The 20,333-nt window shown below is 62.9% G+C and carries 21 protein-coding genes; 12 read left to right on the top strand and 9 right to left on the bottom strand.

Going from position 1 to position 20,333, the window contains the following annotated elements:
- Positions 1 to 261: 261 nt before the first annotated feature.
- Positions 262 to 798, bottom strand: a complete 537-nt coding sequence (locus tag DBR46_RS26945) for a dihydrofolate reductase (RefSeq protein WP_124528980.1) — start codon at positions 796 to 798, stop codon at positions 262 to 264.
- On the bottom strand, positions 795 to 1,352 hold the full coding sequence (locus DBR46_RS26950) for a dihydrofolate reductase family protein (protein ID WP_124528982.1): 558 nt from the start codon (positions 1,350 to 1,352) through the stop codon (positions 795 to 797). Before DBR46_RS26950 ends, DBR46_RS26945 begins: the two co-directional genes overlap by 4 nt.
- Positions 1,353 to 1,447: 95 nt before the next feature.
- On the opposite strand from DBR46_RS26950, the gene DBR46_RS26955 reads away from it, so the two are divergent.
- The gene (locus tag DBR46_RS26955; RefSeq protein WP_124528984.1) at positions 1,448 to 1,906 is read left to right on the top strand and encodes an HIT family protein; all 459 of its coding nucleotides are present in this window, start codon (positions 1,448 to 1,450) and stop codon (positions 1,904 to 1,906) included.
- Between the two features lie 127 nt (positions 1,907 to 2,033).
- Here the strand turns inward: DBR46_RS26955 and DBR46_RS26960 are convergent, their stop codons facing one another.
- The 7 genes from DBR46_RS26960 to DBR46_RS26990 all read right to left on the bottom strand — a co-directional run bounded on the left by DBR46_RS26960 (position 2,034) and on the right by DBR46_RS26990 (position 9,246).
- Complete coding sequence (locus tag DBR46_RS26960; RefSeq protein ID WP_026136444.1) at positions 2,034 to 2,372, bottom strand: Na+/H+ antiporter subunit G; 339 nt, start codon at positions 2,370 to 2,372, stop codon at positions 2,034 to 2,036.
- Positions 2,369 to 2,647 (bottom strand): K+/H+ antiporter subunit F, encoded by a 279-nt coding sequence (locus DBR46_RS26965; RefSeq protein WP_105522735.1) that lies wholly within the window; start codon positions 2,645 to 2,647, stop codon positions 2,369 to 2,371. The genes DBR46_RS26960 and DBR46_RS26965 overlap by 4 nt, the downstream gene beginning before the upstream one ends.
- Positions 2,644 to 3,132 carry a Na+/H+ antiporter subunit E gene (locus DBR46_RS26970; protein WP_017734184.1) on the bottom strand — a complete coding sequence of 163 codons (489 nt, stop codon included), beginning with the start codon at positions 3,130 to 3,132 and terminating at the stop codon, positions 2,644 to 2,646. The genes DBR46_RS26965 and DBR46_RS26970 overlap by 4 nt, the downstream gene beginning before the upstream one ends.
- Positions 3,129 to 4,811: a monovalent cation/H+ antiporter subunit D gene (locus DBR46_RS26975; RefSeq protein ID WP_124528986.1), complete on the bottom strand. Its 1,683-nt coding sequence runs from the start codon at positions 4,809 to 4,811 to the stop codon at positions 3,129 to 3,131. Before DBR46_RS26975 ends, DBR46_RS26970 begins: the two co-directional genes overlap by 4 nt.
- The gene (locus tag DBR46_RS26980) at positions 4,808 to 5,152 is read right to left on the bottom strand and encodes a Na+/H+ antiporter subunit C (RefSeq protein ID WP_003192163.1); all 345 of its coding nucleotides are present in this window, start codon (positions 5,150 to 5,152) and stop codon (positions 4,808 to 4,810) included. The genes DBR46_RS26975 and DBR46_RS26980 overlap by 4 nt, the downstream gene beginning before the upstream one ends.
- Positions 5,152 to 8,073 (bottom strand): monovalent cation/H+ antiporter subunit A, encoded by a 2,922-nt coding sequence (locus DBR46_RS26985; RefSeq protein ID WP_124528987.1) that lies wholly within the window; start codon positions 8,071 to 8,073, stop codon positions 5,152 to 5,154. Before DBR46_RS26985 ends, DBR46_RS26980 begins: the two co-directional genes overlap by 1 nt.
- A gap of 243 nt (positions 8,074 to 8,316) precedes the next feature.
- The gene (locus tag DBR46_RS26990; RefSeq protein ID WP_124528989.1) at positions 8,317 to 9,246 is read right to left on the bottom strand and encodes a DMT family transporter; all 930 of its coding nucleotides are present in this window, start codon (positions 9,244 to 9,246) and stop codon (positions 8,317 to 8,319) included.
- A gap of 92 nt (positions 9,247 to 9,338) precedes the next feature.
- Between DBR46_RS26990 and DBR46_RS26995 the strand changes: the two genes are divergently transcribed.
- The 11 genes from DBR46_RS26995 to DBR46_RS27050 all read left to right on the top strand — a co-directional run bounded on the left by DBR46_RS26995 (position 9,339) and on the right by DBR46_RS27050 (position 20,302).
- Entirely contained in the window at positions 9,339 to 9,902 is a 564-nt protein-coding gene (locus DBR46_RS26995) for a helix-turn-helix domain-containing protein (RefSeq protein ID WP_124528991.1), read from the top strand.
- A gap of 154 nt (positions 9,903 to 10,056) precedes the next feature.
- The gene (locus tag DBR46_RS27000; RefSeq protein WP_124528993.1) at positions 10,057 to 11,253 is read left to right on the top strand and encodes an SfnB family sulfur acquisition oxidoreductase; all 1,197 of its coding nucleotides are present in this window, start codon (positions 10,057 to 10,059) and stop codon (positions 11,251 to 11,253) included.
- 11 nt (positions 11,254 to 11,264) lie between these two features.
- Positions 11,265 to 11,603, top strand: coding sequence for an acyl-CoA dehydrogenase (locus tag DBR46_RS27005; RefSeq protein WP_124528995.1), 339 nt, complete (start codon positions 11,265 to 11,267; stop codon positions 11,601 to 11,603).
- Entirely contained in the window at positions 11,603 to 13,018 is a 1,416-nt protein-coding gene (locus DBR46_RS27010; protein ID WP_124528997.1) for an LLM class flavin-dependent oxidoreductase, read from the top strand. Before DBR46_RS27005 ends, DBR46_RS27010 begins: the two co-directional genes overlap by 1 nt.
- 144 nt (positions 13,019 to 13,162) lie before the next feature.
- Complete coding sequence (locus DBR46_RS27020) at positions 13,163 to 14,062, top strand: AMP-binding protein (protein ID WP_124529002.1); 900 nt, start codon at positions 13,163 to 13,165, stop codon at positions 14,060 to 14,062.
- Positions 14,059 to 14,829: an ABC transporter ATP-binding protein gene (locus DBR46_RS27025; protein ID WP_124529004.1), complete on the top strand. Its 771-nt coding sequence runs from the start codon at positions 14,059 to 14,061 to the stop codon at positions 14,827 to 14,829. The genes DBR46_RS27020 and DBR46_RS27025 overlap by 4 nt, the downstream gene beginning before the upstream one ends.
- Positions 14,829 to 15,710, top strand: a complete 882-nt coding sequence (locus DBR46_RS27030; RefSeq protein WP_124529006.1) for a branched-chain amino acid ABC transporter permease — start codon at positions 14,829 to 14,831, stop codon at positions 15,708 to 15,710. Before DBR46_RS27025 ends, DBR46_RS27030 begins: the two co-directional genes overlap by 1 nt.
- Before the next feature lie 4 nt (positions 15,711 to 15,714).
- A complete protein-coding gene (locus tag DBR46_RS27035; protein ID WP_124529008.1) occupies positions 15,715 to 16,764 on the top strand; it encodes a branched-chain amino acid ABC transporter permease in 1,050 nt (349 codons plus the stop codon).
- Between the two features lie 19 nt (positions 16,765 to 16,783).
- Complete coding sequence (locus tag DBR46_RS27040) at positions 16,784 to 18,124, top strand: ABC transporter substrate-binding protein (RefSeq protein WP_124529010.1); 1,341 nt, start codon at positions 16,784 to 16,786, stop codon at positions 18,122 to 18,124.
- Between the two features lie 3 nt (positions 18,125 to 18,127).
- Positions 18,128 to 18,895 carry an ABC transporter ATP-binding protein gene (locus tag DBR46_RS27045; RefSeq protein WP_124529012.1) on the top strand — a complete coding sequence of 256 codons (768 nt, stop codon included), beginning with the start codon at positions 18,128 to 18,130 and terminating at the stop codon, positions 18,893 to 18,895.
- 12 nt (positions 18,896 to 18,907) lie between these two features.
- Entirely contained in the window at positions 18,908 to 20,302 is a 1,395-nt protein-coding gene (locus tag DBR46_RS27050; protein ID WP_124529014.1) for an FAD/NAD(P)-binding protein, read from the top strand.
- The last annotated feature ends 31 nt before the right edge of the window (positions 20,303 to 20,333 follow it).

Here is a 20,333-nt window from a genome sequence, read left to right on the forward strand (position 1 = left end):
TGTGCGTCTAGAGTTTAACCGGGCTGCGAAACCCGGTCGCTGAATTTGCAGCGACCGCCGAAGATTAGGCAGCCATCTTCCGAGAGACAACCCTAAAACGCTGTCGGAAATTTCTGCGGTTTTTTTGCTGGGCAGTGCCCCGAGACCAATGGTGACCCCCAATCTAAATGTGGGAGCGGGCTTGCCCGCGAATGCGGAGTGTCAGCCAGTACATGTGTGACTGACACACCGCTATCGCAGGCAAGCCAGCTCCCACATTTTTTACCGTGCCTGCTCAGCACCGTGAGAGTCGGCGCGGCGTACGTAATCCACCCACTCATATTCAAGGCCGTGGTGTTCCCTGACGCCATGCCGGCAAACCTCGATGAACTCACCCTCGAAGCTGGGGAATTTGGCCTCACCTTCGTGATCGTCGTAGAACAGGGTGAGGTACAGCCTGTCCACCCGGTCGATCACCTGGTCATAAAGCTCCGGCCCGCCGCCGATATGAATCTCTTCGGGCGCGAACGCCGCTGCGCATTCCAGAGCCGATGCCAAGGACCGACAAACAATCGCGTGTTCGTGCTGATACGCCGGATCACGCGAAAGCACGATGTTCGGCCGATCCACCAGCGGCCGCCCGCTGAGTGCAATCACCGACTCAAAGGTCTTGCGGCCCATGATCACGGGTTTGCCGATGGTCTTGGCGGCGAAGCGGCGCATGTCGTCGGGGATGTTGCGCAGCAGCCCACCGGCCTTGCCGATGGAGCGGTTGTGGCGGCCTATGCCCGCCACCAACGCGAGGGGGATGTTCGTCATGCAGTCACTGCCTTCGCAATGGCGTAGCGGCTCTGCACAAACCCATTGACCGATACATCCGTACCGAGATGGCGAAGTTCATGCTCGCTGCCCACCTGGCTGAACAACGAAATCCCTTCGCCCAGCAACACCGGAATACGCGTGATGATCAGCTCGTCGATCAGGCCCGCTTCAAGAAACGCCTGGATCGTCTGCCCGCCGTCGATATACAGATGCTGCATGCCGCGCGCCGCCAACTGCTCGACCAGTGCGCTGACATCCGCCGCCAGTACTTCCACCTTGCTTTGCAAATGCGCGGGAATCTCCAGCGGTTGGTGAGACAACGCTATGACAGGCAAACCTTCATAGGGCCACTCTGGAAACGACAAGACTTTCTCCAGGGTCTTGCGTCCCATAACCAATGTGTCGACGGTGGCGATGAAGCGTTCATACGTCATGCCGTTCAAGGCAGCGGTTTCGTATTCCGGGCGGTGAAGCCACTCGATGTCACCGTCTGTTCGTGCAATGAAACCGTCAACGCTGGCTGCGATAAATACGGAACACTTGATATCCATGGCAGGCTGAAACTCCTTTTGTTTTGACGTGCGCCGAATCCTAGCTTTAGATGCTCTTCACGAGCAAACTCACGACTGAAATGGCAGCGACTAAAATGGATTGTATTTTCTGCAGCATTGTCCGCAAAACCTCCCCCGCCCACATCCTGTGGGAAGACGACCAGCACATGGCCTTCCTCTCGATCTTCCCCAATACACCCGGTTTCAGCGTGGTGATCCCCAAGCAGCATTACGGCAGTTATGCGTTTGCGCAGTCGGATGAAGTGCTGGCGGATCTGATCGTCGCGACCAAGAAGACCGCACTGCTGATCGACCGGGCGTTTGCCGATGTGGCGCGCACGGGGATGATGCTGGAGGGGTATGGCGTGGACCATCTGCATGCGAAGTTGTTTCCCATGCATGGGACGGGCTCGGACAGTGCGTTCAAGCCGCTGAGTTCGAAGGTGGACAAGTTTTTTGACGCGTATGAAGGCTATATCTCGTCCCATGATCATGGGCGGGCGGATGATGTCGAACTTGCTGAGCTAGCGGCCAGAATCCGATCCTTCGCCTAGCACCGATCCAAATGTGGGAGCTGGCTTGCCTGCGATAGCGGTGGGTCAGCCAACACTTTGGGTGACTGACACTCCCTCATCGCAGGCAAGCCAGCTCCCACATTTTTAACCGAGTTTTCCTGAGTGATCAGCGGCGGCTGCTGACTTCGGCCGGCACATCATCACCCGCCATGCGCTTGCGAAACAGCGCCGTGCGCGCCAACAACAACGTCGTCACCGGCACCGTGATCGACAACAGAATCGGAATCAACCACCCGTGCAACACCGGCCCGGACTTGAGCACCGAAAAGTACACAATCGACGCCAACGCCACGCACCACGCGCCCAACGTCGAGGCCAGCGCCGGTGGGTGCATGCGCTGGAAGAAGTCCTTCATGCGCAACAAGCCAATCGCACCTATCAAGGCAAACACGCTGCTCAGCACCAGCAGCACCGCGACGATCACTTCCACCCATAACGGCATCATTCAATCACCTCGCCACGCAGCAGGAATTTGGCCAGGGCAAACGAGCCCACAAAGCCGAACAGCGCGATCAGCAGCGCCGCTTCAAAGTAGGTGTCACTGGCATACCGGATGCCCAGCACCAACATCATCAGCATCGCCAGCATGTACAGATAGTCCAGCGCCAGTACTCGGTCCTGGGCCGAGGGGCCTTTGAACAGGCGCACCAGGGTCAGCACCATGGCCAGGGAAAACAGGAACAGGCTGAACAGGATCGCATTGGAGAGCAGGGCGCTCATTCGAAGATCTCCATCAGTGGCCGCTCGTAGGTGGTCTTGAAGTGCTCGATAAACTGCGCTTCATCGTCCAGGTCGAACACGTGCAGCAGCAGGATGCTGCGGTCCAGCGCCAGTTCCGACCAGATGGTGCCAGGCACCACGGTGGTGATCATCGACAGCGCGGCGAGGCCGTTGGCGTCACGCAGGTCCAGGGGGATCTTGATAAAGCGCGAGCGCGGTGGACGTGAGCCACAGGTCAGCACGCCCCAGGCCACTTGCAGGTTGGACACGATCACATCGCGGCCCACCACAAAGAACAGGCGGATGATCACCCCAGGGCGGCGGATGCGGATCGGCAGCGGCCGCAGCGGCGCCATCAGCAGCGGCGCGAGAAAGCCCAGCAGCGCGCCCAATAGCAGGTTGCCGGGGCTCACGGACAGGTTCAGCACCAGCCACAACAGCCATAGCGCCAGGGACAGCCACGGGGCAGGGAACAGACGTTTCATGGCTGTGCCTCCGTGGCGGCGGCCTGGGCTTCAGGGCTTGGCACCGGCCGCGTGGCCATCACCGCCATCACGTAGTGCTCCGGGTTGTTCAGGCTCACGGCGGTGGCTTCGGTATAGCGCATCAGCGGCTCGGCCTTGAAGGTCAGCAGGATGCTCAGGCCAAGCAGGAAGAAGATCGGCACGCACTCGTAGCGACGCAGCAGCGGCGACGGGCGTTCTTCCGGGGTCCAGAAGCGTTGGATGCCCAAGCGTGCAAAGGCGATCAACGAGACCAGGCCCGACAGGATCAGCAGCGTCACCAGGCCCCAGGCCGCCGGACGGATCGGCTCATCGATGCTGACACCAAGCCCCAGCGGATTGATCAGCGCACTCAACAAGCTCAGCTTGCCGATAAACCCGGACAGCGGCGGCATGCCGATAATCAGCAGCGCGCAGGCAATAAAGCTCAGGCCGAGGAAGGCCATGGTCCACGGAATCACCTGGCCAACCACGGCTTTCTGCTCGTCGTCGAGGTTCACGCCGGGCTGCGGGTGCAGCGATTCCATGGCACGTGGCAGCGCATCGATCTCTTCGTCCAGCGGCAGGTCATTGGCCGAGCGCGAGCGTTCGATCAACTCGGCCAGCAGGAACAGCGCACTCAACGCCAGCGTCGAACTGACCAGATAAAACAGCGCGCCCGCCGTCAGGCTTGGCTGCGCGAAGCCGACGGCCGACAGCAAGATCCCCGCCGACACCAGGATGCTCAAGCTCGCCATGCGTTCCAGGCGCTGCGCCGCCACCATCGCCAGCGCGGCGCAGATGATGGTCGCCATGCCGCCGTACACCAGCCAGTCGCCGCCAAACAGCGCGGATGCACCGGCCTGGCCGGAGAACAGCAGGGTCCACAGACGCAGCACGGTGTACACGCCGACCTTGGTCATGATCGCGAACATCGCGGCTACCGGCGCACTCGCCGAGGAATAGGCGGGCGCCAGCCAGAAGTTCAGCGGCCACATGCCGGCCTTGGCCAGGAATGCGGTGGCGAGGATCGCTGCGCCCGCATGCAGCAGGCCGCGATCGGCCTCGGGTACCAGCGGGATTTTCAGCGCCAGGTCAGCGAAGTTCAGCGTGCCGGTGACGCCGTAGATCATCGCCGCGCCAATCAGGAACAGCGACGACGCCAGCAGGTTGATCGCGATGTAATGCAGCCCCGCCGACACCCGCGCGCGGCCCGAGCCGTGCAGCATCAAACCGTAGGACGCGGCCAGCAGCACCTCGAAGAACACGAACAGGTTGAACAGGTCGGCGGTGAGGAAGGCGCCGTACAGGCCCATCATCTGTACTTGGAACAGCGCATGGAAACTGGTGCCCGCACGGTCCCAACGGGCCATGGCGAACACCAGAGCGCTCACGCCGATAATGCCGGTGAGCACCAGCATCAGCGCCGACAGTTGGTCCACCACCAGCACGATGCCGAACGGCACCTGCCAATTGCCCGGCAGGTACACGCCAATCGAGCCGGGGCCGCCTTTTTGCGTCCAGTACAGCAGCAGGATCGCAATGCCCAGGCCCAGCACGCTGGAGAACAGGTTGATCTTGGCTTTGAGTGGCCGGCGTTTTTCGCCGAGCATCAGCATCAGCGCGGCGGTCAACAGCGGCAGCAGGATCGGTGCGATGATCAGTTGGTTCACCCAATTCATTCCTTGGGCTCCCGGCCATCAACGTGGTCGGTGCCGGTCAGGCCCCGGGAGGCGAGCAGCACCACCAGGAACAACGCGGTCATGGCAAAGCTGATCACGATGGCCGTGAGCACCAGGGCCTGGGGCAGCGGGTCGGTGTAGTTGAGCAGGTCTTGCGGCACGCCGTCCTTGATGATCGGCTCCTTGCCGATAAACAGGCTGCCCATGCTGAAAATGAACAGGTTGACCCCATACGACAACAGACACAGGCCCATCACCACCTGGAATGTCCGCGGCCGCAGGATCAGCCACACGCCGGAGGCTGCGAGCACTCCGATGGCAATTGCGATGACTTCTTCCATCAGGCCGCTCCTTCCGTTGCGGCAACCACTTTGGCCTGGTTGCTTGGTTTATGGGCGCGCACCGATTGGTGGCCGAGGGCGGTGAGCATCAGCAGCGTCGAGCCGACCACCATGGCGTACACGCCAACGTCGAAGAACAGCGCGCTGGCCACATGAATGTCGCCCAGCACCGGCAGGCTGAAATGCCAGGTGTGGGTGGTCAGGAACGGGTAGCCGACAAACAGCGCACCCAGCCCGGTGAGGGTTGCCGAGAGCAGGCCGAAGCCCATCCAGCGCATCGGCCGCAGGCTCATCTGCGCCTCGACCCACTGCGTCCCGGCGACCATGTATTGCAGGATAAACGCCACGGACATCACCAGCCCGGCGACAAAGCCGCCGCCCGGTTGGTTGTGGCCGCGCATGAACAGGTAGAACGACACCACCAGCGCAATCGGCAGCAGCAGGCGTACCAGCACCGCCGGCACCATCATGAAGCCCAGCGCGGTGTCGCTGGCCTGGCGCGGGTTGACCAGGTCGGTGGCCACGTCCGGCGCCAGTTGGCGCTGTTGCGCGGGCAGTTGCATGCTCTCTTTCGATGGGCGGAAGCGCCGCAGCAGCGCGTACACCGTCAGCGCCACGGCGCCGAGCACGGTGATTTCGCCGAGGGTGTCGAAGCCACGGAAGTCCACCAGCATCACGTTCACCACGTTGCTGCCGCCGCCTTCGGGCAAGGCGCGGCTGAGGTAGAACGAGGAGATGTCGTTGGGCGTCTGGCGCGTCAGCATGGCGTAGGACAGCAACGCCATGCCGCCGCCGACCACGGTGGACAGCAGGAAGTCGCGCAGGCGGCGAATACGCGCCTTGCGCAAGGAGCTTGGCAGTGGCGAGACTTCTTCGATCCGCCGTGGCAACCAGCGCAGGCCCAGCAGGATCAGTACGGTGGTGACCACTTCAACCACCAACTGGGTCAACGCCAGGTCCGGCGCCGAGAACCACACGAAGGTGATGCAGGTCATCAGGCCGCACACGCTGACCATGGTCAGGGCCGCCAGCCGGTGGTACTTGGCCTGCCAGGCGGCGCCGAGGGCACAGGCAATCGCCAGCAGCCACAGGGTCACAAAGACGATGGAGCCGGGGATCTTCGGCCGGTCGCCCCAACTGAGGCTGCTGTGCAGCATCGGGATCAAACCGGCGATGACCGCCGCCAGTACCAGCAGGAACAGCTGGGTTTGCAGGCGTTTGGTGCTGATGAGCTTCTCGATCTTGCGCGTGCCACGCATCAGCACCACCAGGCAGCGCTCGAAGCCGCGCTTGCCATTGAAGTAACTGATCACGGGCGGGTACTTGAAGCGCCCGCGCTTGAGTTGCTTGCGCAGCAGCAGGTAGAGGATCACGCCGCAGGTCATGGCCACCAGGCTCATGATCATCGGCGCGTTCCAGCCGTGCCAGATCGCCAGGCTGTATTCCGGCAACACGCCGCCGACGACGGGCAGGGCGGCAGCGGCGAGGATCGAACCGACCATCTGCGCCGGGAAGATCCCCACCAGCAGGCAGGTGAACACCAGCAACTCCACCGGTGCGCGCATCCAGCGCGGTGGCTCGTGGGGCGTGTGCGGCAGGTTGGTGGCGGTGGGGCCGAAGAACACATCCACGGTGAAGCGCAGCGCATAGGCCACGCTGAACGTACCGGCGATGGTGGCGATGACCGGCAGGGTGATTTCCACCCATTTGGTCGCCGAGATAAATACGGTTTCGGCGAAGAACATCTCTTTGGACAGGAAGCCGTTCAGCAGCGGTACGCCGGCCATGGATGCACTGGCGACCATCGCCAGGGTCGCGGTAAACGGGATCAACCGTACCAGGCCACTGAGTTTGCGAATGTCGCGGGTGCCGCTTTCGTGGTCGATGATGCCCGCCGCCATGAACAGCGACGCCTTGAACGTGGCGTGGTTGAGGATATGAAACACCGCCGCGACCGCGGCCAGCGGGCTGTTGAGGCCCAGCAGCAAGGTGATCAGCCCGAGGTGGCTGATGGTGGAATAGGCCAGCAGGCCCTTGAGGTCGTTCTGGAACATGGCGCAGTAAGCGCCGAGGAGGAGGGTGATCGCGCCGGCGCCGCCGACGATATAGAACCATTCTTCGCTGCCGGACAGCGACGGCCACAGGCGGGCCAGCAGGAACACGCCGGCCTTCACCATCGTTGCCGAGTGCAGGTACGCCGAGACTGGCGTCGGTGCCGCCATCGCGTGGGGCAGCCAGAAGTGGAACGGGAACTGCGCGCTTTTGCTCAGGGCGCCGATCAGCACCAGGGCGAGCATGATCGGGTACAACGCGTGGGCGCGGATCTGCTCGCCGGCCGCCAGCACCAGGTCGAGGTCATAGCTGCCGACGATATGCCCCAGCAGCATCACGCCCGCCAGCAGGCACAAGCCGCCCGCGCCGGTGACCATCAACGCCATGTACGCGCCGCGTCGCGCATCGGCGCGGTGGTGCCAATAGCCGATCAGCAGGAACGAGAACAGGCTGGTCAGTTCCCAGAAGAACACGATCTGGATCAGGTTGCCGGAGATCACCAGGCCGAGCATCGCACCCATGAATGCCAGGAAAAACGCAAAGAAGCGCGGCACCGGATCATCCGGCGACATGTAGTAACGCGCATACAGCGACACCAGCGTGCCGATGCCCAGCACCAGCATCGAGAACAGCCAGGCAAACCCATCCATGCGCAACACGAAGTTCAAGCCCAGGCTGGGCAACCACATGAATTCTTCGCGGATCACGCCACCGTGGGCGATCTGGGGGTAGAGCAGGGCGACTTGAATAGTGCCGACCAGGGCCACAAGGCCGGCCAACAGGGATTCGGTGTTACGTGCGTTATGCGGCAGCAAAGCCGCCAGACAGCTGCCGATAAAAGGCAGAAGCAGTAGAACTATCAGGGACATAGGCTTCTAATCTGCGGGAGTTTGGGATGCATCATACGTGCCGCTTTCTCGATCACCAAACGGCAAGATGTGGCAGGATCCTACAAGGTAAGCCGAAAACGCCCATTTAGCATTGTTTACAGACACCACCTTCAAGTGTGGTAGCGGGCTTGCTCGCGAATGCAGGCTGGCATTCAACAAAGGTGTTGGCTGATCCACCGCTTTCGCGAGCAAGCCCGCTCCCACACTTGACCGAGTCGAGGCTTACCCCTGTCGTTCCTGCTCGAGCTCATCTTCCAACGGCGACGCCTTTTGCCCTTTGGTCTTCATCTCACTGACAATCACCGCCGCCACGATCAACGCCGCCCCCACCATCGCAATCGGCGGGAAACGCTCCCCGGCAATCCGCCCCACCACCCCGGCCCACACCGGCTCGCCGGCATAGATCAACGTGGCCCGTGTCGGCGAAACGCTCTGTTGCGCCCAGTTCATCGCGACCTGGATCACCGCGCTGGTCAAGCCCAACCCCACCGCGCTGAACAGCAGCAACCATGAGAACGCCGGCAGCGCCTCGCCCATCGGCACCACCATCATGAACGACAGCACCGACGCGGTGGCCAACTGCACCACGGTGACCCGGCGCACATCCACTTGCCCGGCATAGGCGCCGATCAAGATGATTTCAGCCGCTATGGCAATCGCACCAATCAACGTGGCGATCTCTCCCGGACTGAAATTCAGCGAAGCCCCCGCCGGCCCTGTCAACAGCATCAACCCGGCAAACGCGAGCATGATGCCAATGCTCGGCATCAATCCCGGACGGCGCCCCAGCACCAGCCATTGCAGGAGCGGCACGAAGGGCACATACAGCGCCGTGATAAACGCCGACTGGCTGCTCAAGATCGTCTGCAAGCCAATGGTCTGCAAGCCGTAGCCAAACATGATCGCCACGCCGATAAACACCCCGGCCTTGAACTCGAACAGCGTCAGGTCGCGCAGGGTACGCAGGGAAAAGAAGCCGACCACAATCGCCGCCGCGGCAAATCGCAGGCCCACGAAAAACATCGGCCCACTGACGGTCATGGCGTGCTGCACCAGCAAAAAGGTGCCGCCCCAGATCATGGTGATCACCACCAGGATGCATTCGGCTTTGCTGAAACGGTTGAAACGCGAGGGGGATTTGGCGGCAGTCATGGCGGCTCGGTCTTGCAAGGGAAAGGCACGGACCGCACAATGCGCCGCACGCTGGGCAGTATACTGCGCACACCCACCCATTGAGCAATATAGTGCACAAAGAAAATCCGCAACGGGCCTCGGTCCTGCAGCACGTCAGCCAGAACGTCCGTCGCCTGCGCCATGCCGCCGACCTGAGCCAGACCGCGCTCTCGGAAAAATCCGGGGTCAGCCGGCGCATGCTGGTGGCCATCGAAGCGGGGGAGAAGAATGTCAGCCTGTCCACCCTCGACCGTGTGGCCGAAGCCTTGGACGTGGCGTTCAGCGACCTGATCCAGGCGCCGGATGCCCCCGACCACAGCCGCATCAACGAACTGGCGTGGGCCGGTGAAATTCCCGGCAGCAAGGCGGTGTTGCTGGCCAAGGCCACGGCGCGGCGTGAAGTCGAGTTGTGGGAGATGCAACTGGAGCCGGGCGATCGCTACAGCCCCGATCCCGACCCGGAGGGCTGGAGCGTGCAACTGTTTGTGTTCGAAGGTTGCCTCACCCTGCTGGTGGGCGAGGAAGAAAAGCACGTCGCCGCCGGCGAGTTTTATATGTTCGCCAGCCGTCACGTGCATGGCTATCGCAATGATGGCGATGTGTCTGTGCGGTTTGTGCGCAATGTGGTGATCTAACTGTTCGCCCGGCAACAGTGGATGGACACTTTGCTGGTTTGAAACGCGCTCTGTTGCGCTGAATGATCAGCAACCTAATGATTTAATTGAATATTAAATTCAGGCACGACTCCTGCAATCACTCCAGTATCCCATCGGAGCCTGGAGTCGGCCCATGTCTGCCCACCCTTTACACCCTGCCCATATCATCCGCTCGGACGCGGAGGCCATCGACGTCGCCACACGCCTGGCAGCCCGCTTTGCCGTCGAGGCCAGTGAGCGCGACCGCGAGCGGCGCCTGCCTATTGCCGAGCTCGACGAATTTTCCGCGAGCGGCCTATGGGGCATCACCATTCCCAAGGCTTACGGCGGCGCCGAGGTGTCCTATGTGACCGTGGCCGAGGTGATCAAGTTGATTTCCGCCGCCGACCCGTCCCTGGGGCAGATTCCGCAGAACCACCTGGGCGTCGTAGACATCCTGTTGCAAACCGCGACCGAAGAGCAAAAACGTCACTACTTCGGCAAGGTCCTGGCCGGCTACCGCTTCGGCAATGCCTTCTCCGAAGCCAAGAGCAAGAACGCTGGCACCTTCGACACCCAGATCCGCTTCCACGGCGACACCGCGCAAATCAACGGCGAGAAGTTCTACTGCACCGGCGCGTTGTTCGCCCATATCGTGCCCACCGTCGGCAATAACGAAAAGGATCAGGCATTTATCGCGTTCATCGAGCGCGATGCCCCAGGCTTGAAGGTGATCGACAGCTGGGACGGTTTCGGCCAGCGCACCACCGCCAGTGGCGGCGTGACCCTCGATGGCGTCAGCGTGCCGCGCAGTGCCGTGATTCCGGCCCACTTGGCCTTCGATCAACCCACCGCCAACGGCCCGATTTCGCAGATCATTCAGGCAGCGGTCGACACCGGCATCGCCCTCGGCGCCCTGGAACACGCGAAAATCCACGCCCGCCAAGCGCGCCCGTGGATCGACAGCCAGCAGGAGCACGGCTGGCAAGACCCGTTCACCATCGCCGCCATTGGCGACCTGCAATGGCGCGTACACGGCACCGAAGCCATCCTCGCCAAAGCGGGTGAAGCCGTGGACCGCGCCCTCGCCGAGCCCAGCGAAGACACGGTGGCCCACGCCTCACTGGTCGTCGCCCAAGCCAAAGTGCTGTCCGCCGAAACCGCCTTGCTCGCCAGCAGCAAACTCTTCGAACTGGCCGGCACCCGTTCGGTCACCGGCAAGCACAACCTCGACCGCTTCTGGCGCAATGCGCGCACCCACACCCTGCATGACCCGGCCCGCTGGAAATACCACCTGATCGGCAACTTCGTGCTCAACGGCGTGAAGCCTGCGCGCCACGCCTGGAATTGAGGAGCTGACCCATGACCGTACTGAGCCACGTTTTAAATCAGGCGCGCCAACTGCTGGACACCACCCGCCGCCATGTCGAAACCAGCACCGACCCCTACGTGATCAGCCGCTTCGGTGACTTGCAGATCCGCGTCGATGTGGCCGCCGCCTTGCTGGAGCGTGCCGAAACCCATCCCAGCCCGGTGGCCGCTACCGAAGCGCAGATCGCCGCCGCCGAAGCCTTGATTGCCGCGAGCAACGCCGAGTTTGAACTCACCGGGCAACGCACCGCGCTGCCCTCGACCCTGGATGATCCGTTGCGTGCCAAGTACCAGATCGTCGGCAACTACCACCTCAACGGAGTGCTTTGATGGCCCGTGAAATCCGCTTGAATGCCTTCGACATGAACTGCGTCGGCCACCAATCCCCCGGCCTGTGGGCACACCCGCGTGACCGTTCGTGGCAGTACAAGGACCTGGAATACTGGACCGACCTGGCCAGGATCCTTGAGCGCGGCAAGTTCGACGGCCTGTTTATCGCCGATGTGCTGGGCATCTACGACGTGTACAACGGCAACGGCGACGCGGCGATTCGCCAGGCCACCCAAGTGCCGGTCAACGACCCGCTGTCGCTGATCGCGCCGATGGCCTTGGTCACCGAACACCTCGGGTTTGGTCTGACGGCCTCGCTGTCGTTTGAACACCCTTATCCGTTTGCCCGCCGCCTATCGACCCTGGATCACCTGACCAAGGGCCGTATCGGCTGGAATATCGTCACCTCCTATCTGGAGAGCGGCGCGAAGAACCTCGGCCAGAAAGCCCAGACCGAACACGACGCGCGCTACGACTACGCCGAGGAATACCTGGAGGTTTGCTACAAACTCTGGGAAGGCAGTTGGGAGGAGGGCGCAGTACTACGCGACCGGGAACGCCGCATCTTCAGCGACCCGAGCAAAATCCACGAGATCCGCCACGTCGGTAAACACTTCCAGGTGCCCGGCATTCATCTGTGCGAGCCGTCACCTCAGCGCACGCCAGTGCTGTACCAGGCGGGGGCATCCAGCCGTGGCAAGCAGTTCGCCGCCGAGCAGGCCGAGTGCGTGTTTGTCGCCGCGCCGTCCAAGGTGCTGCTGAAAAAGACCGTCGCCGATATCCGCCGGCGTGCGGCCGAGGCCGGCCGCGATCCGAAGAAGATCCTGATCTTCAACTTGCAGACGGTGATCGTCGGCGAGACCGATGCGAAGGCCAAGGCCAAGTTCGACGAATACAAATCCTACGTCAGCTACGAAGGTGCGATGGCGCTGATCTCCGGCTGGACCGGCATCGACTTCAGCCGGTTCAAGCCGGATGAACCGCTCAAGCATGTGCACACCAATGCGATCCAGTCGGCGGTGGAAGCGTTTTCCACGGCCGATCCGAACAAGGTGTGGACACCCAATGAACTGGCCGATTGGGTGGGTATTGGTGGCTTTGGCCCGTTGTTCGTCGGCGGCCCGGAAACCGTTGCTGATCTGTTGCAGGAGTGGGTCGAAGAGACCGATGTGGACGGCTTCAACCTGGCGTACGCGCTGACCCACGAGACCTTTATCGACGCCGTGGAACTGCTGGTGCCGGAGTTGCAGAAGCGCGGGGTGTACAAGACCGAGTACGCCCAAGGCACGTTGCGCGAGAAGCTGTTTGGTGACGGCGCGCGGTTGGGCGCCAACCACCCCGGCGCCAGCTACCGCAATCTATCAAACCTGCACAAATCCAATGTGGGAGCGGGCTTGCTCGCGAATGCGGACTGACATTCACCCTTTGTGTCGACTGACCCGCCGCATTCGCGAGCAAGTCGAATCGTCGCACCGCCGCTCCCACAGTTGATCGGTGTCGATCCAGAAAATCCAGCCAGCGGACCACCGCACGCTTGACTACCAATAGGAGTAATCCCTATGAGCGTGCACGAACTGAAACGCCCGCTGGCCGTGGAATGGCCTGCCGAACGGCTCGAAAACCTGCCCAAGGCCCTCGAGCAACTGCACCACTGGGCGCAGATCACCCCGCTGCACACCGCTCTGCGCCACAAGCGCCAGGGCCAGTGGTATGCGTGGCGCTGGATCGACGTCTTGCGTGACGTCGAACGCCTGGCCGATGGCTTGCGTCAGCAGGGCTTCAACGAGCAGTCGCGCTTGGCCTTGAGCGGTGCGTTTGAACCGAATCTGTTGCTGCTGGCCCTGGCCGCCCAAACCGTCGGCGGGCAGGTGCTGACCCTGGCCGATGACCTGGAGCCGGAAGCGGTGCAGCAGCAGCTGTGGCGTATCCGCCCCAGCCATTCTTATGTGCAAGGTCGGCAGAAAAGGCACTGGGCGTCCGCCAACGTGGTGGACTTCGTGCAACTGCTCGGCCCGACCGATCCCGCGCAACACCTCGCCCGCTGGTGGCAACCCGCCGGCGAAACAGCCTTGTGGAGCGAAGAGGGCACCCACTGGCAGGGCGGCCTGGCGGTATTGCTGGAGCAATGGCTCAACACCGGTCACAGCTTGGCCTTCCCGGAAAACCTGGCCTCGGCCCAGCGCGATCGCCGCGAAGTCGCACCCACTGGCTTGCTGTTGTCCGCCGAACGCCTGCAACACCTGGCCGATGAAATCGAAAGCCGCCTCGCTCCCCACGGCACCTGGCGCCGACGCCTGTGCGACTGGGCCATCGCCCACCCGCAAAGCGGCCTGCGGCGCCTGCTGAAAAACCGCGTGCGCAAACTGCTCGGCTTCCAACGCCTGGCTTATATCTGGCAACCCCTCAAGGCCACCTCATCACCGGTGTGGCTGGCCGAATTCAAACGGGACATCGCATGAGCCAAGCCATTCTCCAGGTGCGGGATATCTCGCTGTCGTTCAAGGGGGTCAAGGCGATCAATGCCTTGTCCTTCGACGTGGCGCGCGGCGAGATCTGCGCGCTGATCGGGCCCAACGGCGCGGGCAAGAGTTCGTTGCTCAATGTGCTCAACGGCGTGTACCGCTTCGACGCCGGCGAGATCGTCTTCGAAGACCAGCACTTCCACCGCATCGACCCGCTGGGTGCAGCGCGCCGGGGCATCGGCCGCACGTTCCAGAACAACGCGTTGTTCAAGAAGATGAGCGTGCTCGACAACATCCTCACCGGCCTGTCGCGGCATCAGCGCAGTACATTTATCGAACAAGCCCTCGGCTTGCCCCGCGCGCGCCGCGAGGCCGACGCCTTCCGCGTGCGCGCCCAGGGCATTCTCGAGTTTTTGGAGCTGCAAGCGCACCGCGATGTGCTGGTGGGCAACCTGTCCTACGGTCTGCAAAAACGTGTGGAGTTGGGCCGTGCCTTGATCGCCGGGCCCAGCCTGCTGCTGCTCGATGAGCCCATGGCCGGGATGAACGCCGAGGAAAAACAGGACATGGCGCGCTTCGTCGCCGACGTCAACCGCGACCTCGGCACCACCGTGGTGTTGATCGAACACGATATCGGCGTGGTGATGGGCCTGTCCCACCATGTGGTGGTGCTCGACTACGGGCGCAAGGTCGGCGACGGCACGCCTGCCGAAGTGCAAGCCAATCCCGAAGTGATCGCGGCCTATCTGGGAGCGGCGCACTGATGACCTTCTTCTTCGAAACCCTGCTCGGCGGCCTGCTCGCCGGCACCATGTATTCGCTAGTCGCCATCGGCTTTGTGCTGATCTACAAGGCCAGCGGCGTGTTCAATTTTGCCCAGGGCGCGATGCTGCTGTTCGCCGCGCTGACCTTTGTCAGCCTGCACGACCAAGGCGTGCCGTTTGCCCTGGCGTTGCTGCTCACGGTGCTCGTGATGATCTTTGGCGCGCTGCTTATCGAACGCCTGGTGCTGCGACCGTTGGTGAACCGTTCGCAGATCACCTTGTTCATGGCCACGCTGGGCCTGTCCTTCATTATCGAAGGCCTCGCCCAAGGCTTGATGGGCTCGCAGGTGCGCGCGTTGGATTTGGGTATCGACGACGTGCCGCTGTTTGTCGGCCCGCTGATGCTCAGCCAGTTCGACCTGATCGCCGCCGCCGCCGCGGTGGTGCTGGTAACGGTGCTGGCGCTGCTGTTCAACAAGACCCGCATCGGTGTGTCGCTGCGGGCGGTGGCGGATGACACCACGGCGGCGCTGTCCATCGGCATCAACCTCAACCGCATCTGGCAGATCGTCTGGGCGGTGGCCGGGATAGTCGGGCTGGTCGCCGGGCTGCTCTGGGGCGCGCGCCAGGGTGTGCAGTTCTCGCTGTCGCTGGTGGTGCTCAAGGCCTTGCCGGTGTTGATCATCGGCGGCTTCACCTCGATTGGCGGGGCGATTGTCGGCGGGCTGATTGTCGGCGCGGCCGAGAACCTCGCCGAGGTGTATATCGGCCCGCTGATCGGCGGCGGCATCACGCCGTGGTTCGCCTACGTATTGGCCTTGGCCTTCCTGTATATCCGTCCCGCCGGCCTGTTCGGCGAGCGCGCCATCGAGCGAGTCTGAAACCATGTCGATTCCTGTTGCGCAAGAAACCGCGCCCTTGTTGCTGATCCAGCGGCGTATCCCGTGGGGCCTGCTGGGCCTGTTGGTGCTGGGTTTTATCGTGGTGCCGTTGTGGGGCAATGACTATTGGCTGAACGCGATCTTCATCCCGTTCCTGGTGCTGTCCCTGGCCGGATTGGGCTTGAACCTGTTGACCGGCTACACCGGGCAAACCTCGGTGGGCGCGGCCGGGTTCATGGCCGTCGGCGCGTTTGCCACCTATGGTTTTTTGCTGCGCCTGCCGGAGCTGGGCTTGCCGGTGGCACTGCTCGGTGGCGGGATTATCAGCGCGCTGGTCGGGCTGTTGTTTGGCTTGCCCAGTTCGCGGATCAAAGGCTTTTACCTGATGGTCACCACACTGGCTGCGCAGTTTTTCCTGGAGTGGCTGTTCGTCAAATTCCCCTGGTTCTACAACTACGGTTCGTCCGGGACCATCTCCGCGCCGAAGCTTTCGCTGTTCGGCCATGACCTCAACACGCCGCTGGGCCGCTACCTGCTGACGCTGGTCACGGTGCTGCTGCTGACCTGGACCGCAATCAACCTGGTGCGCAGCCAGGTCGGGCGCAACTGGATGGCGATCCGCGACATGGACACCGCCGCCGCCGTGGTCGGCATTCCGGTGGTGCGCTACAAGCGCCTGGCGTTTGCGGTCAGCTCGTTCTACCTGGGGATAGCCGGCGCGTTGTGGGCCTTTGCCTACCTGGGCACGGCCAGCGCCAGCAGCTTTGATATCAATCGCTCATTCCAGATCCTGTTCATCATCATTATCGGTGGCATGGGCAGCATCGCCGGCAACTTCGTCGGCGCGGCGTTTATCAGTTTGCTGCCGATTTTCCTCAGCCATGCCGGGCAGGCGCTGTTTGGCGGCTCGGTGGATGCGGGGCAGTTGCAGAACCTGCAGAAAATCATCTTTGGCGTGTTGATCATCGTGTTCCTGATCAAGGAACCCGAGGGTTTGATCCGCTTGTTGCACAACCTGCGTGACCGTGTGCGGCAGTGGCCGCTGCGTTTCTAACTTCCCAAGAGAATCTTCCATGCGTGCATCCTTGAAACGTTCCCTGGTCGGCGCTGCCTTTGCGCTGGCCACTCTGGCCGGCGCTGTGCCTCAGGCAATCGCCTCGCCGGACCAGCAATTCATTCCCCTGGCCACCTACCGCGTTGGCGCCTACGCGTCCAGCGGCGTGCAGGTGTGGGCCGGGATGATCGACTACTTGCGCTATATCAACGAAGTCGAAGGTGGCATCAACGGCGTCAAATTGGTCTGGCAGGAATGCGAGACCGAATGGACGGCGGAGAAGGGCATCGAGTGCTACGAGCGCTTCAAGAACGGCCTGGACGGTGCGCCGGTCGCGGTGTACCAGCCCAACGGCGCACCGGCGGCGTACGCCCTGAGCGAGCGCGCGGAAGTGGACAAGATCCCGCTGATCACCCTCGGTTACGGGCGTACCGAAGCCACCGACGGCACGGTGTTCCCGTACAACTTCCCGGTGATGCTGACCTTCTACAGCGAGGCTTCGACCCTGGTGAACTACATCGCCCAGCGTGAGGGCGGCTTCGACAAGCTCAAGGGCAAGAAGATCGCCACGGTCTACCACGACTCGGCCTACGGTCGCGAAACCCTCGGCCCGCTGAAGTTGCTGGCGGAAAAATACGGCTTTGAAAATATCCAGATCCCGGTGGCGGATCCGGGCAACGAGCAATCTGCACAGTGGCGCCAGGTGCGCCAGGCCAACCCGGACTGGGTGTTCCTGCGCACCTGGGGCGTATCGACGCCTGTTGCGGTGAAGACCGCCGCGCGCTTTGGCTTCCCGGTGGACCATATCATCGGCGACATCTGGGCCAGCTCCAGCGAAGACGTATTGCCCGCCGGTGCTGCCGCCAAAGGCTACCTGGCGCTGACGCCATACCCGGCCGGCGCCGATTTCGAGATCCACAAACGTCTCAAGCAATACATCCTCGACAAGGGCCATAGCGACCTCAAGGACCTGAAAAACTTCGGCAGCGTCTACTACAACTCCGGCCTGGTGAACGCCGCCGTGGCGGTGGAAGCGATCCGCACCGGCCAGGCCAGGTTCGGCAAACGCCCACTCAATGGCGAAGAAGGCCGCTGGGGCCTGGAGCACCTGAACATCGACGACGCGCGCCTCAAGGACATGGGTTACCTGGGCCTGATGCAAAACCTCAAGCTGTCGTGCCGTGACCACGAAGGCGGAGGCTCGGCGCGCGTACAGCAATGGGACGGCGCCAACTGGACGCTGGTCAGCGAGTGGATTCCTGCCGACCGCGCGCTGTTGCGTCCGCTGATCGATGAAAAATCCGCGGCCTTTGCCAAGGAAAAAGGCCTGACGCCGCGCACCTGCACCGGGGACGAATAAACCATGAGCCAGCCCGCCGCTGAATCCGCCAGCCCATCGCTGCTGACGGTCAACGACATCGAAGTGATCTACGACGGCGCGATCCTGGCGGTGGCCGGGGTTTCGTTGCAGGTGCCCAAGGGCGCCATCGTCGCCTTGCTCGGCGCCAATGGCGCCGGCAAGAGCACCACGCTCAAGGCGATCTCCGGGCTGGTGCGCGCCGAGCGGGCCGAGGTCAGCCGTGGCCGGATCGAGTACGGCGGGCGTGACCTGGCCGGGATCGACCCCAGCCAGCGCGTGCGCCAGGGCATGGTCCACGTGCTGGAAGGGCGCCATGTGTTCGGCCAACTGACGGTGGAAGACAACCTGCGCAGCGGCGGCTTTGTGCGGCGCCTGAGCCGCAAGGCCATGGAGCAGGACCTGGAACGTATCTACAGCTGGTTCCCCCGGCTCAAGACCAAGCGCCACACCCGCGCCGGGCTGACGTCGGGCGGCGAGCAGCAGATGGTCGCCATCGGCCGGGCGCTGATGACACGTCCTACTTTGGTACTGCTCGATGAGCCGTCGATGGGTTTGGCGCCTATGATCGTGCAGGAGATCTTTGCGATCATCGCCCAGCTCAACCGCGAACAGCAGGTGAGCTTCCTGATCGCCGAGCAGAACATCAACGTCGCGCTGACCTATGCGTCCCACGGCTACGTGCTGGATACTGGCCGCGTGGCCTTGAGTGGCAGCGCCGCCGAGCTGTTGGCGCGGGGCGATTTGCATGACATTTACCTGGGTAAACAGTAAAGGCGAACAGGCATGACTGAATCCATCCGCAACGCTGATGTGCTGATCATCGGTGGCGGGCTAAGCGGCACGATGCTCGCGGTGCAGCTGCTGCGGTTGCCGGGCCAGCGGCAGATCCTGGTGATCGAACCGCGCGCCGAGCTTGGCCGTGGCGAGGCCTATAGCGCGGTTGAGCTGGGCCACACGTTGAACGGCAACGCCGCCCGCATGAGCGTCGACCCGGACAACGCCGACGACCTGACCCAATGGCTCACCGCCTACATCGGCGCCGGCGGCTGGCCGGAGTCGGACCAGCAACACGTGCCGATCAGCGAACTGTTCCCGCCGCGCGGGATTTTTGGCCTGTATGCGCAGCAGCGCCTGGCCGAGGCCAAGGCGTTGTCGGCGTCCACTGTCGAGCATGTGCGCGGCGAAGGGGTGGATCTGCAAGTGGAGGACGACGGCGTGTTGTTGACCCTCGCGGATGGCCAGCAACTGCGCGGCGCCTTTGCGGTATTGGCCACCGGCATGTTCCCGGCAGCGCGTACACCACAGACTGAATCCAGTGGCTTGAACGCAGCGGCGGTCGATCCCTGGGACGTGCAAGCCATGACGCAGATTGACCCGCAGGCCAGCGTGCTGATCATCGGTTCCGGGCTGACCATGGTCGATGCCGTGGTCTCGCTGGAACAGGCCGGCCATCGTGGGCCCATCGAGATTTTTTCGCGCCATGGCTTGCTGCCCCATGTGCGTCGGCAGCCGCCGGGCTGGGTGGATTTTCTCGCCGAGGACCATAGCCTGCACAGCCCCCGGCAACTGCTGCGCGAAGTGCGTCGCCAATGCCGGCTGGCGCAGGCGCAGGGTATTGATTGGCAGGCGCCGCTGGACACCGTGCGTTCGCATATCGGTCGGTTGTGGAGCCAGGCCAGCGAACGGGAGAAGCGTCAGTTTGTAAGGCATGTGCGGCCCTGGTGGGAGAGCCATCACCACCGCTCACCGCCGTTGAGCGCGCAGTTGGTGGCGCGGTTGCATGAAGAAGGGCGCTTGCGCATTCGGGCGGCGTCGTTCAAAGGCCTGGAACCGTCGGTGGAAGGCGTGTGCATTCGCTTGCGTCATCGCGGCGAGCAGGCGATCACGCGGGTGTCGGGAGCTGCGCTGATCAACTCCAGCGGCATCGAATACGACTGGCGCCGCGTGGCCCGGCCACTGCCGCAGCAACTGCTCAAGCGTGGGTTGATCCAGCCCGGGCCGTTGGCACTGGGGATTGCCGCTGATGCCAGTGGGGCGGTGGTGGATGCGCAGGGACGGGTCAGCCAGCGGTTGTTTGCCATGGGCCCGCCGTTGCGCGGGCTTTGGTGGGAGAGTACGGCGGTCACCGATGTGGCGCTTCAGGCAAAAGCACTGGCCCTGAAGCTGGCAGAGATCTGAATGTGGAGTGGAGCTTGTGTGGGAGCGGGCT

The sequence above is a fragment of the Pseudomonas sp. KBW05 genome, from assembly GCF_003852405.1.
Lineage (GTDB): Bacteria > Pseudomonadota > Gammaproteobacteria > Pseudomonadales > Pseudomonadaceae > Aquipseudomonas.